Annotated in this window: 15 protein-coding genes; 13 read left to right on the top strand and 2 right to left on the bottom strand. The window is 49.3% G+C overall.

Annotated features, from left to right (window positions below):
• Positions 1-150 precede the first annotated feature (150 nt).
• The 12 genes from infA to ACN4EK_RS07695 all read left to right on the top strand — a co-directional run bounded on the left by infA (position 151) and on the right by ACN4EK_RS07695 (position 7,438).
• A complete protein-coding gene (gene infA, locus ACN4EK_RS07750; protein ID WP_106256564.1) occupies positions 151-378 on the top strand; it encodes a translation initiation factor IF-1 in 228 nt (75 codons plus the stop codon).
• Between the two features lie 95 nt (positions 379-473).
• Positions 474-587 carry a 50S ribosomal protein L36 gene (gene rpmJ, locus ACN4EK_RS07745; RefSeq protein ID WP_015203279.1) on the top strand — a complete coding sequence of 38 codons (114 nt, stop codon included), beginning with the start codon at positions 474-476 and terminating at the stop codon, positions 585-587.
• Positions 588-704: 117 nt separating this feature from the next.
• Positions 705-1,088 (top strand): 30S ribosomal protein S13, encoded by a 384-nt coding sequence (rpsM, locus tag ACN4EK_RS07740; RefSeq protein ID WP_431657247.1) that lies wholly within the window; start codon positions 705-707, stop codon positions 1,086-1,088.
• 167 nt (positions 1,089-1,255) lie between these two features.
• Positions 1,256-1,651, top strand: a complete 396-nt coding sequence (gene rpsK, locus ACN4EK_RS07735) for a 30S ribosomal protein S11 (protein ID WP_431657246.1) — start codon at positions 1,256-1,258, stop codon at positions 1,649-1,651.
• A 156-nt stretch (positions 1,652-1,807) separates the two neighbouring features.
• The gene (locus ACN4EK_RS07730) at positions 1,808-2,755 is read left to right on the top strand and encodes a DNA-directed RNA polymerase subunit alpha (protein ID WP_431657245.1); all 948 of its coding nucleotides are present in this window, start codon (positions 1,808-1,810) and stop codon (positions 2,753-2,755) included.
• Positions 2,756-2,824: 69 nt separating this feature from the next.
• On the top strand, positions 2,825-3,175 hold the full coding sequence (gene rplQ, locus ACN4EK_RS07725; RefSeq protein ID WP_431657243.1) for a 50S ribosomal protein L17: 351 nt from the start codon (positions 2,825-2,827) through the stop codon (positions 3,173-3,175).
• A 2-nt stretch (positions 3,176-3,177) separates the two neighbouring features.
• On the top strand, positions 3,178-4,095 hold the full coding sequence (gene truA / locus ACN4EK_RS07720) for a tRNA pseudouridine(38-40) synthase TruA (RefSeq protein ID WP_431657241.1): 918 nt from the start codon (positions 3,178-3,180) through the stop codon (positions 4,093-4,095).
• 5 nt (positions 4,096-4,100) lie between these two features.
• Positions 4,101-4,556 (top strand): 50S ribosomal protein L13, encoded by a 456-nt coding sequence (gene rplM / locus ACN4EK_RS07715; protein WP_431657240.1) that lies wholly within the window; start codon positions 4,101-4,103, stop codon positions 4,554-4,556.
• Positions 4,556-4,966 carry a 30S ribosomal protein S9 gene (gene rpsI / locus ACN4EK_RS07710; protein WP_431657238.1) on the top strand — a complete coding sequence of 137 codons (411 nt, stop codon included), beginning with the start codon at positions 4,556-4,558 and terminating at the stop codon, positions 4,964-4,966. The genes rplM and rpsI overlap by 1 nt, the downstream gene beginning before the upstream one ends.
• Before the next feature lie 119 nt (positions 4,967-5,085).
• Positions 5,086-5,340, top strand: coding sequence for a 50S ribosomal protein L31 (rpmE, locus tag ACN4EK_RS07705; protein ID WP_431657237.1), 255 nt, complete (start codon positions 5,086-5,088; stop codon positions 5,338-5,340).
• A 112-nt stretch (positions 5,341-5,452) separates the two neighbouring features.
• Complete coding sequence (prfA, locus tag ACN4EK_RS07700) at positions 5,453-6,565, top strand: peptide chain release factor 1 (protein WP_431657236.1); 1,113 nt, start codon at positions 5,453-5,455, stop codon at positions 6,563-6,565.
• Positions 6,566-6,658: 93 nt separating this feature from the next.
• Entirely contained in the window at positions 6,659-7,438 is a 780-nt protein-coding gene (locus ACN4EK_RS07695) for a photosystem II S4 domain protein (RefSeq protein WP_431657235.1), read from the top strand.
• A gap of 60 nt (positions 7,439-7,498) precedes the next feature.
• Here ACN4EK_RS07695 and ACN4EK_RS07690 read toward each other — a convergent pair whose 3' ends face one another.
• Positions 7,499-7,948, bottom strand: coding sequence for an RNA recognition motif domain-containing protein (locus ACN4EK_RS07690; protein WP_431657233.1), 450 nt, complete (start codon positions 7,946-7,948; stop codon positions 7,499-7,501).
• A 744-nt stretch (positions 7,949-8,692) separates the two neighbouring features.
• A complete protein-coding gene (gene pdhA / locus ACN4EK_RS07685; protein WP_431657231.1) occupies positions 8,693-9,724 on the bottom strand; it encodes a pyruvate dehydrogenase (acetyl-transferring) E1 component subunit alpha in 1,032 nt (343 codons plus the stop codon).
• A 185-nt stretch (positions 9,725-9,909) separates the two neighbouring features.
• On the opposite strand from pdhA, the gene ACN4EK_RS07680 reads away from it, so the two are divergent.
• A complete protein-coding gene (locus tag ACN4EK_RS07680) occupies positions 9,910-12,375 on the top strand; it encodes an IMS domain-containing protein (protein WP_431657230.1) in 2,466 nt (821 codons plus the stop codon).
• Positions 12,376-12,562 lie beyond the last annotated feature (187 nt).

Genomic DNA, 12,562 nt, shown 5'->3' with positions numbered 1-12,562 from the left:
TCGCCATTCAGTCAGGTATTCCGGTGATTACTGATATACTCAACCAACCGATCATGGAAGGGATGATCTAGACTCAAAGTGAAACTGCATTCTAACTTTTTGGTTAGGTTCGGGCTAATGAATTAACGTGTACAAGGGAGAGAAGTTCAATTGTCAAAACAAGATCTGATTGAAATGGAAGGTACGGTGACGGAGTCCCTACCTAATGCGATGTTCCGGGTGAATTTAGACAACGGCTTTAATGTCCTTGCCCATATCTCCGGTAAGATTCGGCGGAATTACATCAAAATCCTCCCGGGCGATCGCGTCAAGGTAGAGTTGACTCCTTATGACCTGACTAAAGGGCGGATTACCTACCGTCTCAGGAACAAGAAGTAACTAGGCGCTGCATCTTCCAACAAATAGTCGTGGTTTTCTTGACAAAAGATTCATCGTTTTGATAAGATGCTAAGTTTGTAGCGCTGGCAAAGGACATGAAAGTTCGAGCATCGGTTCGTAAAATATGCGATAAATGTCGCGTTATTCGTCGTCGTGGCAGGGTCATGGTGATCTGTTCTAATCCTAAGCATAAACAGCGTCAAGGTTAGAACAATTAGATGATGGCTTGGGCAAGTAACAGCCAGGGTCTATAAATTGGTGATTAATGAACATCATCATAAGTATTTTGGGTTTCTAGCAGAAAGTACAAGTGGGAGAAGAGGGACGTGGCACGGATTGCCGGAGTAGATTTACCTCGGGATAAACGAGTCGAAATTGGTCTGACCTACATCTACGGAATTGGTCTAACCCGATCGCGCAGTATTCTGGAAGCAACTGGAGTCAATCCGGATGTTCGGGTTAAGGATTTAAGTGATGCAGATGTCGCGGCTTTAAGAGCAGAGGTAGAAGAGAGCTACCAGGTCGAGGGGGATCTCAGACGTTTAGAGTCCATGAACATCAAGCGATTGATGGACATTGGAACCTATCGGGGTCGCCGTCATCGCTTAGGCTTGCCAGTTCGGGGACAGAGAACCCGCACGAATGCTCGCACCCGTCGTGGTGGTCGTCGGACTGTTGCAGGTAAGAAGAAAGCGCCTAGCAAGAAGTAACTCTAGTTGGTTATTTACAGGTGATCAATCCTCGTTGCAGCGTGAGCTAGCAAATCAGGTTGCTAATTGGCGCGGTTTTGCAACGGCATGATTTTAACCTCAGGCAAAGCCAACCGTTGTTTCGCAGCATTTTTGAAAAACTACACACCTAACGTTAGGAAACTGACATGGCAAGGCAACCAACCAGGAAAACTGGAGTTCGTAAGCAGAAAAAAAATATTCCCAATGGCGTAGCTTACATCCAGTCCACCTTCAACAACACCATTGTGACCATTGCAGATACCAATGGAGAAGTGATTTCGTGGGCTTCCGCAGGCTCAAGTGGCTTTAAAGGAGCCAAAAAAGGGACTCCTTTTGCGGCTCAAACGGCGGCAGAGAATGCGGCTCGGCGGGCGGCTGACCAAGGCATGCGCCAGATAGAGGTCATGGTGAGTGGTCCCGGAGCAGGTCGGGAGACAGCAATTCGGGCTCTACAAGGAGCAGGTCTAGAAATCACCCTAATCCGTGATGTCACTCCAATCCCCCATAATGGTTGCCGTCCTCCCAAGCGGCGTCGAGTTTAAAGAATGGGATTGTATCGTCTGATTAAATTTCTGTAAAGAAGCTGATGGGACGAGTTTAAAATCCTGGCACAAATCTGTGGCAAGCCGCAAAGCCAAGATTTATCTAGCAAAGCATTTGCCTTGCGTCTTTCATCCGTCAAGAGGGGAGGTTGTTCCGTGGCACAGTTTCAGGTTGAGTGTATAGAGTCAAGATACGAAAGAGATCAAAGTCAAGTTGGTAAATTTGTCATTGAACCATTGGAGCGTGGTCAGGGAACAACTCTTGGCAATGCTCTGAGACGAGTGTTGCTATCCAACCTGGAAGGTGCAGCGATTACGGCTGTACGGATTGCCGGAGTTAGCCATGAATTTGCCACGATTCCAGGGGTGCGTGAGGATGTTTTAGACATTCTTCTGAATATGAAGAAAGTTGTTCTCAAGAGCTACTCCTCTCAGCCCCAAATCGGACGATTACTTGTTCAAGGTCCTGCGACCGCAACGGCTGGTCAGTTTGATTTGCCCTCCGAAGTAGAGTTTGTGGATCAAAACCAGTACATTGCGACTTTGTCAGCAGGGGCAACCCTGGAGATGGAGTTCAGAATCGAGAAAGGTAAGGGCTATCGAGCGGTTGAAAAGGGTCGTGATGAGACTGTCGCTCTAGACTTTCTCCAGATTGACTCAATTTTTATGCCCGTTCGGCGGGTACATTACTCGGTTGAAGATGCCAGAATTGGTGGTGCGATCGAGAAAGACCGCTTGATTATGGAGATTTGGACAAACGGTAGTTTGACTCCACAGGAAGCTTTGAGCCAAGCGGCAAATATTTTGGTTGATCTGTTTAATCCGCTAAAAGAAATTCCATCAGAATCGGTGGAGCCAGATGACTCTGGATCGGAAGACCCAACCAATCAAATTCCGATCGAGGAATTGCAGCTTTCGGTACGGGCTTACAACTGCTTGAAGCGGGCTCAAATCAACTCAGTCGCAGATTTGTTGGACTACACCCAAGAAGATCTATTGGAGATCAAAAACTTTGGTGCTAAATCGGCTGAAGAGGTAGTTGAAGCGTTGCAGCAGCGTCTAGGCATCACCCTGTCCCAGGAAAAGTCTTCAAAGAGCACCTAGCTGTACGCTCTAGAGGTTGAACTCTGTATTTGACAGCTAATAACGATTTATTACCCTTAACTATGTCTTATGCGTCACCGTTGTCGTGTCCCTCAACTTGGTAAGCCTGCTGATCAACGTCGTGCTTTATTGCGAGCACTCACGACTGAGTTAATTCGGAATGGTCGAATTAAAACGACGAAAACCCGGGCTCAGGCAGTTCGGGCAGAGGCTGAACGAATGATTACCTTAGCCAAAGATGGTTCTTTGGCAGCTCGTCGTCGAGCGTTGGGCTATTTGTATGACAAGCAGTTAGTTCATGCGCTGTTTGAGCAAGCGAGTTCTCGTTATGGCGATCGTCAGGGTGGGTATACCCGCATTCTACGGACGGTTCACCGTCGTGGTGATAATGCTGAAATGGCAATTATTGAACTGACCTGACGATGATTGCTGTTGCCTCTCAGCCAACTCAACGGATTGCCCTAGTCATTCAGTATTTGGGCACTCACTTTCATGGTTGGCAATGGCAGCCCCACCAGCGGACTGTACAAGAGGAAATCGAAGCTGCGCTCAAGGCGGTATTAGGATTTCCAGTGAGGATTCATGCCGCTGGTAGAACAGACTCTGGCGTACATGCCGCCGCTCAGGTGGCGCACTTTGATGCACCCAGTATGGTTCCGGCTCATCGTTGGGCTGATATTCTCAATGCCCGGTTGCCATCAGATGTGCTGATTCGTGCCTCAGCGGCTGTCGAGTCCACGTGGCATGCTCGATTTTCAGCGCTTTGGCGGCGTTATCGCTATCTGTTATATACCGATCCTCGTCCAAACCTGTTTGTCCGACCATATAGTTGGCATTACTACCACCAACCCTTAGATACTGATGGGATTCAGTCGGCTCTAGATCCATTAATTGGGCGACATCACTTAGCCGCATTTCATCGGGCTGGCTCCAAACGTCCTCATTCCTGGGTCGATGTCCAAGTCGCAGAATGTCGTCGTCAAGGTGCTTTTATCTCAATTGAGGTGCAAGCCAGTGGGTTTTTGTATGGGATGATGCGGCTTTTAGTTGGACTGTTGGTACAGGTAGGACGAGGGGAGCGATCGCCCAATAGCTTTACCGAACTGTGGTTAGCGCAACGTCGGGAGGAGGTGAAGTATGCTGCACCGGCTCAAGGGTTATGTTTGCTGCGGGTCGGCTATCCTGACTTTCCCTTTCCACCAGAGGTTTGGTTTGATACCCAACCGACCTTTTACTTCCCAGTGCTACCTGAACTCGTTGAAGTTACTTCGTCATCCGTTTCTTCGCCGCTTGTACAACTGAACCAACCCAGTCAACTGAATCTTTCAAGCACAATGTGATTGCCATGAATAAAACCTATCTCCCACCTCAAGATGATATTGAACGTAATTGGTATGTGATCGATGCAGCTGATCAGCGGCTTGGTCGCCTTGCCAGTGAAGTTGCCAGAGTGTTACGGGGTAAAAACAAGGCTGCCTATACCCCCTCAATGGATACGGGTGACTTTGTGATTATTGTCAACGCTGAAAAGGTAGCAGTAACTGGCAAGAAACGCTCTCAAAAACTGTATCGTCGCCATTCTGGTCGTCCCGGCGGTATGAAGACTGAGACATTTGCCAAGCTGCAATCTCGTTTACCTGAGCGGATTATTGAACATGCTGTAAAAGGCATGTTGCCAAAAAATACGCTAGGTCGGCAGCTATTTACTAAGCTGAAAGTTTATGCGGGACCTGACCACCCTCATCAAGCACAAAAACCCCAAGTTTTAGAAATTAATACCATTCCCGGAGGACAAGAGTAATGCAGGCAACGGAGCAAGGTCGAGCTATGTACCTGGGGACAGGTCGGCGCAAATCCGCGATCGCACGGGTTCGGTTAGTTCCTGGTAGTGGACAACTAACCATTAACGGTAAGCCTGGGGATCTTTACTTGCAGTTTAATCCAGAGTATCTTGCGGTGGTCAAAGCACCTCTAGAAACCTTGGGGTTAGAGGCTGAGTACGATATTTTGGTCAATACCTGTGGTGGTGGTTTAACTGGGCAAGCCGATGCTGTGCGTTTGGGGGTAGCTCGGGCGCTATGTCAACTCGATCCAGATAACCGTAAGCCTTTGAAGGTGGAAGGTTACTTAACCCGTGATCCGCGAGCCAAGGAGCGGAAGAAGTACGGTTTACGGAAAGCTCGGAAAGCTCCTCAGTACTCAAAGCGTTAAGTTATTTCCTGTCATTTTGCGGTTGGTGGCTGTTGGGCAGTGAGATAGATCTATGGCTATCTCCTAGCAACAGTTCGTTAGAATCAAAATTGAAGTAGTTGTGTTGTTGAGAGTTAGCCATGCCGAAACCTGATATTCATCCCAAGTGGTACCCAGAAGCCAAGGTTTATTGCAATGGTGAAGTGGTAATGACCGTTGGTTCCACTTCGCCGGAGCTCCATGTTGACGTTTGGTCAGGAAATCACCCTTTCTTTACTGGAACTCAGAAGATTATTGATACGGAAGGTCGAGTTGAGCGCTTCCTGCGTAAGTACGGCATGATGGATGGCACTGAAGAGGCTACAGAATCCTCACAGGGTAAAAAGAAACGGTAGCAGTGTAGTGAGTTAGTCCGTTGTTGTTAGCCTTATGCAGCTTGAATGTGGACGCAGGCTGGTAACTGCGAACACTGCCCACAAATACTGTTTCAATTGACCCGAGATCGTCATGGCTGAAGCATATCTGCTTGATAAGTTGAACTCTGTTGAACAAACGTTTGGTGAGCTAACTCGACGGTTGGCTGATCCTGATGTTGCTAAGGATCCGAACGAATTCCAGCGAGTGGCAAAAGCGCGTTCTTCTCTGGAGGAGGTGGTAACCACCTTTGAAACCTGGAAAACAGCCCAGGAAGAACTAGCTGGGGCAAAGCAGATCTTGAAGGAAGCTGGAGATGACCCAGAGTTGAAGGAAATGGCAGCTCTGGAGGTGGATGATCTAGAGTCCAAGCTGGAACAGCTAGAAACTCGTTTGAAGATCTTGTTACTGCCCAGTGATCCAAATGATGATAAGAACATTATGTTGGAGATCCGGGCAGGTACAGGAGGCGATGAGGCGAGTATCTGGGCGGGTGACTTGCTCAGGATGTATTCCCGGTATGCTGAAACCCAGGGCTGGCGAGTCAAGCTAGTGAGTGAGTCTCTGGCAGATATGGGTGGGTTTAAAGAGGCGATCCTGGAAATACAAGGCGATCGCGTGTATAGCCAGTTAAAGTTTGAGGCTGGGGTGCATCGAGTGCAGCGAGTGCCCGTGACCGAAGCTCAAGGTCGAGTTCACACCTCTACAGCAACGGTGGCAGTGATGCCGGAAGTGGATGATGTGGAAATTCATATTGATCCAAAAGATATAGAAATGACCACGATGCGATCGGGTGGTGCCGGTGGTCAGAATGTCAACAAGGTGGAAACTGCCGTAGACCTAACCCATAAGCCAACGGGGATCCGAATTAAGTGTATGGAAGAGCGATCGCAGTTGCAAAACCGGGAACGGGCAATGCAGATCCTTCGAGCCAAGCTGTTTGAAATGAAATTGCAAGAGCAACAGGAAGCTGTGATGTCGGCGCGGCGGATGCAGGTGGGAACAGGTTCCCGTTCTGAAAAGATCCGAACCTATAACTACAAAGATAACCGGGTTACGGATCATCGGTTGAATCAAAACTTTTCATTAGCTCCAATTCTAGAAGGGGATATCGAAACCCTAATCCAAACCTGTATTTCTCAGGATCAGCAGGAGCGGTTGGAACAATTAGCGGCTGAAAGTAACGGTCAACCGTCATCGGTTTAATCCGACCAGGATCTACTAAATCCTGACGTTGAGCGGATTTAGGTCGTCGGTTGGCTAAGTTAGAATCAAAGCAGCTTACTTATTATTGGATTCATGTTGCCACGCGAAGATCTGCTCAAGGGTATTGAGCATCGTGATGTTGTAGCCAGGGTGATTGATCAGGCAGAACAAGCGATCAAAACCTGGGAAGTGATTGCAACTGACTTTTTATCGCCACCGGAACTGAAGGAAGTTCAACAAGGATTTAGTCGGTTAACTGAAGTGCAATTAGTCGCTTGGGGTGGTTATCCTCAAGCAGAGCGCCAACGGTTAGCGATCGCTCGCTCAGAATTGCCATTGGATTCTAGTCAGGTGGATTTAGCTGCTGTTGAAGTCGCAGGTAATTTTTTATTTGATCCAGCCAGCCATCGAGATTTTCTGGGAGCGCTGCTCGGGACAGGGATTGTGCGGGAGAAGGTCGGTGACATTATTGTGCTGGGTGAACGAGGGGCACAGGCGATCGTAGTGCCTGAGATGGTGGAGTTTTTAGAGTTAAATCTGGCTCAAGTGCGATCGGTGCCGGTAAAAACTCAACGGATCGAGTTGACGGAACTGAAGCTCCGGGAGCCGAAAAAGAAAGAACTGACCACAGTGGAAGCGTCGATGCGGTTGGATGCGATCGCTTCAGCCGGTTTTAGCATTTCACGCAGCAAGATGGTAGAACTGATCTCGGCTGGCGATGTGCGGGTGAATTGGAAAGAGATTACCTCTTCTAGCCATGCCCTCAAGCCTGGGGATCTGGTCGCGATTCGGGGTAAGGGTCGCCTCGAAATTGGCGAAGTGGCTGTGACCAAAAAAGATCGTTATCGAGTGCAGCTAACCCGGTTAGTTTAGTGACCATGAAAAAAGAGGTGCAGTTGTGGCACCTCTCTACTATTGAAACGCTATGTGGATCTAAGAGTTACTGGCTTGAGCGGCGAGAAGTTGTTTGAGCTTCTCTAGCTCTTGAGCCCAACGGGGATCGGGTTGGACGCTGTCGAGATCCGATGAACCCCCAGAAGTACGATTCTTAGACTTATTGTTACTGCCTTTGCGACCTTTGTTGCTCGATGGAGCGCTGCTGGCAGTGATAGGAGTCTCGTCTGCTTTATCCTTGGAGCGGGGCTGGGCTCTTTCTACTTTCAGCGAAGCCTCTTTGAGCGCATAACCGTTAAATTTCTCAATGATGGCATCAGCTTGTTCTTCATTCTTAACGGTAATAAACCCAAAGCCACGGCATTTGTTGGTTTTGCGATCGGTGATAATTTTGGTAGAAATTGAATCACCTTCTTCGGCAAAAATGGCTTCTAGTTCTTGACGAGTTAACTCTTCGGGCAGATTGCCCACATATAAACGAACGGACATGGGAAGACACCTCCAGGCTGTTGGAAACTAAAATGAAAAATTGTGCTTTAACAATGGCTGAAGTTGTCTAAGCAGACACTCGGATGCAAAACCAGCCAAACGTCCCCTTCCTGCTAATTTTGATCCCTTTGCCTGCAAGTAGAGGGGCAACCTATCTGCCGATTGTTCAACCCGTTGCATGAAATGGCACTCAATAGTCAAGCCAGACTCATTGAAGCTGCCAATTGCTGCTAAAGAATTAGAACTGAGCATGTCGCTCTTATACTGCCCTACCAGATTATTCACGCCATTCATTAAGGTATCATGGTCGCTTGATCGCAGCTAGTACAATAGAAAATTTCTGTCCCTGGTAGCAGTGCTCTAGTCTACTAAAAAGCGACGCTGTCAGCTCAACCAGTTGAACTTGTAACGAGAATTTAAGCATAACTCATGCTAGAGATGCTGCATCCAGTTGAGCGAGTTGAACTAATCGAGTGATGGTTAAGCAAGAGAGTATGAGCCTTGCTAAAGCAGAATTGAACTTGATGTTAATAAATATTAACACACTGAGTCGCAGACTCGATCGCAATGGCTGTGATCGACAACCGGGTTGAGAGCTTGGCGCGATCGAACAATTAAACGGTGAGAGCTGACCATATCTTTCTCTATACACTATGAGCAATCATGGTTTGTCTCACCGTAGATCAGACTGTTTTAGGGCGGCAAAAGTTTCCCTAAAAACGGCAGGTTGCTGAAGATGTGAGTTTAGTCTTCGGCAAACACATAGCGGTAGAGTTCGTTGGGATCGGGTTCAGGACTTTCGAGCGCAAATTTAACGGCATCTTCGATGTTTGCCTGAATCTTTTTGTCGATCTCTTTCAGTTCTTGCTGATTGACCAAATTTTGCTCGATCAAATAGGCGGCTAACTTTTTGATTGGATCACGGGCTAACCAGGCTTCTTTTTCCGCTTTAGACCGCAGTTCGTCTGGATCTGCCAGAGAGTGACCCCGAAAGCGATAGGTTAAGCATTCAATCAACGTTGGGCCTTCCCCTGCCCGCGCCCGCGCAACCGCCTCTTGGGCAACGGCTCGCACTGCCAGCACATCCATCCCATCAACTTCGACCCCGACCATGCCAAATCCAGCGGCTTTGCGATAGATTTCGGGTTGGGAGGTGGCTCGTTCATGCGCCATCCCGATCGCCCATTTGTTATTTTCCACCACAAATAGAATGGGTAGCTTCCATAGTGCTGCCATATTCAGGCACTCAAAAAATTGTCCGTTGTTGGTGGTGCCATCACCAAAGAATGCCGCCGTTACCTGATCTGCCGTGGGATCATTCATCACTTCCCGGCGGTATTTGCTTTGGAATGCGGCTCCTGTGGCGACCGGAATTCCTTCTCCAATAAAGGCATAGCCGCCGAGTAGACGATGTTCGGCTGAAAATAGGTGCATCGAACCGCCACGTCCTTTACTACATCCCGTGGCTTTGCCAAATAACTCCGCCATGACGCTGTGGGCGGACACTCCAGCACTCAAGGCATGAACGTGATCACGGTAGGTACTGCAAACGTAGTCTTCACCGGGTCGCATGGCTTTAATCACACCTGTGGAAACAGCTTCCTGTCCGTTATACAGGTGAACGAAACCAAACATTTTGCCGCGATAGTACATTTCGGCGCACTTGTCCTCAAAGGAGCGCCCGAGTACCATATCTTCATACAGCATCAATCCTTCGTCTCGGCTGATGTTGGCTTGGGTTGCCGGAAATACCGGAACTGTTCTGTCTTGAACCATTGACCTGTCCTGACCTCAGACTTCTCAAATTTTCTAGAATTTATGTTGCTGACCGGGGGATTTTGCTTATCCTGGGTGTAAACTGCCACTTTGTTATGTAAGCGGTATGATCTGGGCACGTTACAGAACTGCCAAGATCCGATACCATAGCTTAACCTTACTCCTTACCGTTGGGGAAGTGTACCGTGCGTATTCCGCTTGACTATTATCGGATTCTGGGTTTGCCAATTCAGGCGACCACTGAACAACTGAAGCAGGCGCACCGCGATCGTACCCTGCAATTGCCCCGACGCGAGTATTCCGATGCGGCGATCGCGGCGCGTAAGCAGCTTTTAGATAAAGCGTATGTGTTGTTGTCCAATCCAGAACAACGCCAGCTTTATGATGCTAACTTTTTAGCGAAAACCTATGATCTGGCTTCAGAGTCAGAATCAACCTTACCCGGAACGGGAGCCACGTCCTATGCCGACGATCCTGACCTTGATCCCCACGCCCCTAGCATTGAGATTGACGATCAGGAATTGATTGGTGCTCTGTTAGTTCTGCAAGAATTGGGCGAGTATGAACTGGTTTTGAAACTGGGACGACCGTTTTTATCCGGCGGCAGTGCCAGTTTAAAGGGGGGACAATACGGTGATCCGGCGATCGTCTTTTCTGACATTGTATTAACGGTTGCCCTTGCCTGTTTGGAGTTGGGGCGAGAACAGTGGCAACAAGGACAGTACGAGAATGCCGCAGAAGCCTTAGAGACAGGGCAGCAGTTGTTGATGCGGGAGGGGCTGTTTGTGGGAGTGCGGGGCGAAATCCAGTCTGACCTCTATAAGTTGCGTCCGTACCGAGTTTTAGAATTATTAGCGGTGCCAGAGGATAGAGCTGCAGAGCGGCAACAGGGCATCCAATTGCTGCAAGATATTTTGAACGATCGGGGTGGCATTGATGGAGCGGCGGACGATCAATCTGGCTTAAATATTGATGACTTTTTGCGGTTCATTCAACAATTGCGGAGTTATTTGACCGCTGAAGAGCAGCAAACCTTATTTGAACAAGAGGCGAGCCGTCCATCTGCCGTGGCTACCTATCTGGCAGTGTATGCCTTGCTATCACGCGGATTTGCCGATCGTCAGGCGGAATTGATTTATCGCGCCAAGCGGCTATTAGCCCGGCTAAGCGGTCGTCAGGATGTCTATTTAGAGAAGGCGGTTTGTGCGCTGCTGCTGGGACAAACGGAGGAAGCCAGTCAGGCGCTAGAGTTAAGTCAGGAACGGGAACCGATCGCGTTTATTCGGGAGCATTCTCAGGGAGCGCCGGATTTGCTGCCAGGGCTATGTCTCTATACCGAGCGATGGTTACAGGATGAGGTCTTTCCACACTTTCGGGATTTGGTGGCTCGAACGGTTTCTTTGAAAGATTACTTTGCGGATCTACAGGTTCAGGCTTACTTAGAAGATTTACCCAGCGAAGCGGAGATTGACCAGGCTCTGCCGCCAGTGCGCTCTCAGCCCATCTCGCCATCAACAGCGACGCTCCGATCGACGACTCCGACTAATACCCCAGTGGCGCTGCGCTCGAATACGAATGGGGCTCAACCAGAACCGATGTTGGCGGCAGGCTCAGGACGCTATCTGAACCGAGATCCAGAGGCGAAGGAAGATCCATTATTAGAGGTTGCCCGCAACCAGATTGCGGCACAAGCGGCAACGGTGACGCTCGGGGCAGGGAATCGTTCGGTGAATAGTACGACAGCGATGCCAGAAGCGGAACGGGTATCCCATCCTGTGGCGGAACCCGAGGTGGAAGTAGCGGCTCGGGCGGTTCCCGATCGGGTGCGATCGCGGGGAGAACGTCCACCGACCGACTCTGGTCAACGACGAGTGAAGCCTCCTGCGCCGCCCTTGGGGGGAGATCGTCCAGCTAGACCTCGTTCCGCTCGGCCCTCACGCTGGCTGTTGCCGGGATTAGTGTTATTAGGTATTGCGATTTTAGGCTTTCTAGGAGTTTGGGCATTGCGATCGGGGCAAGCTCCGATCGGACAAACGAACTCTGGTACGGATGATCAACCATTGGTGCGGTTAGATCAACCATTGGTGGAGTTACCACCGGAAGCCTTAGTGGAGACGGCTGATCCAGCCAAGTTTGATCAGGCTGCCGCTCAGCAAGTGATTGAATCTTGGTTGGCAGCGAAAGCCAAGGCAATGGGGTCAACCCATGAGATTGACCAGTTAGACCGGATCTTGTTGGAGCCGAAACTGTCGGAGTGGCGTAGTCGAGCGGAGCGTGAAAAGCAGAATAACTCCTACGTGAAATATACTCATGCCGTTAAGGTGGAATCGGTTAATTTGAGTGCAACCACTCCCGAGACGGCAACCGGGGAGCCGAATCAGTTGAGTTCACCGCCCGTGACATCGGATGCGGGGTTGCCCAGCCCAACTCCAATCTTGGCGGGTGAGGCAAGTCCTGCTCCCACAACCAGTCCCAGTTCAACTGCTGCCAATCCGACTCAGGCGACGGTGATTGCTGAGGTGTCTGAAACATTGGAGCCTTATCGCGATGGGCAGGCGGAGGCGGCTCCCGAAACAGATAATTTACGCGTTCAATATAATCTGGTGTTTAAAGATGGTCAGTGGTGGATTCAGGATTGGATGCTGCAATAAGATTTGAGCGGTTTTCAGTGGCTAAAGCAACTAGATACTCAGATCTGGCAATTGGAATGCTTGTATGCCGTTGACTACTAGTAGCGCTGGTAGAAGCCTGGGCGGTAATTTAAGAAAGATTTCATTTCCATAAAGCGGTAGCGTTGCTTGGGTTTCCGTAATATAGATACTTAGGTGAATGTTGAGT

This window comes from Pantanalinema rosaneae CENA516 (assembly GCF_050753385.1).
Lineage (GTDB): Bacteria > Cyanobacteriota > Cyanobacteriia > Leptolyngbyales > Leptolyngbyaceae > Pantanalinema > Pantanalinema rosaneae.
The sequence above is the reverse complement of the archived record's forward strand: the minus strand, read 5'-3'. Positions and strand labels throughout refer to the sequence as shown.

Bases quoted from the DNA above. Each gene is read 5' to 3' on its own strand.
- rpmJ (WP_015203279.1), top strand. From the start codon at position 474: ATGAAAGTTCGAGCATCGGTTCGTAAAATATGCGATAAATGTCGCGTT.
- rpsI (WP_431657238.1), top strand. From the start codon at position 4,556: ATGCAGGCAACGGAGCAAGGTCGAGCTATGTACCTGGGGACAGGTCGG.
- pdhA (WP_431657231.1), bottom strand. From the start codon at position 9,724: ATGGTTCAAGACAGAACAGTTCCGGTATTTCCGGCAACCCAAGCCAAC.
- ACN4EK_RS07695 (WP_431657235.1), top strand. From the start codon at position 6,659: ATGTTGCCACGCGAAGATCTGCTCAAGGGTATTGAGCATCGTGATGTT.
- rplQ (WP_431657243.1), top strand. From the start codon at position 2,825: ATGCGTCACCGTTGTCGTGTCCCTCAACTTGGTAAGCCTGCTGATCAA.
- prfA (WP_431657236.1), top strand. From the start codon at position 5,453: ATGGCTGAAGCATATCTGCTTGATAAGTTGAACTCTGTTGAACAAACG.
- truA (WP_431657241.1), top strand. From the start codon at position 3,178: ATGATTGCTGTTGCCTCTCAGCCAACTCAACGGATTGCCCTAGTCATT.
- ACN4EK_RS07690 (WP_431657233.1), bottom strand. From the start codon at position 7,948: ATGTCCGTTCGTTTATATGTGGGCAATCTGCCCGAAGAGTTAACTCGT.
- rplM (WP_431657240.1), top strand. From the start codon at position 4,101: ATGAATAAAACCTATCTCCCACCTCAAGATGATATTGAACGTAATTGG.
- rpmE (WP_431657237.1), top strand. From the start codon at position 5,086: ATGCCGAAACCTGATATTCATCCCAAGTGGTACCCAGAAGCCAAGGTT.
- rpsK (WP_431657246.1), top strand. From the start codon at position 1,256: ATGGCAAGGCAACCAACCAGGAAAACTGGAGTTCGTAAGCAGAAAAAA.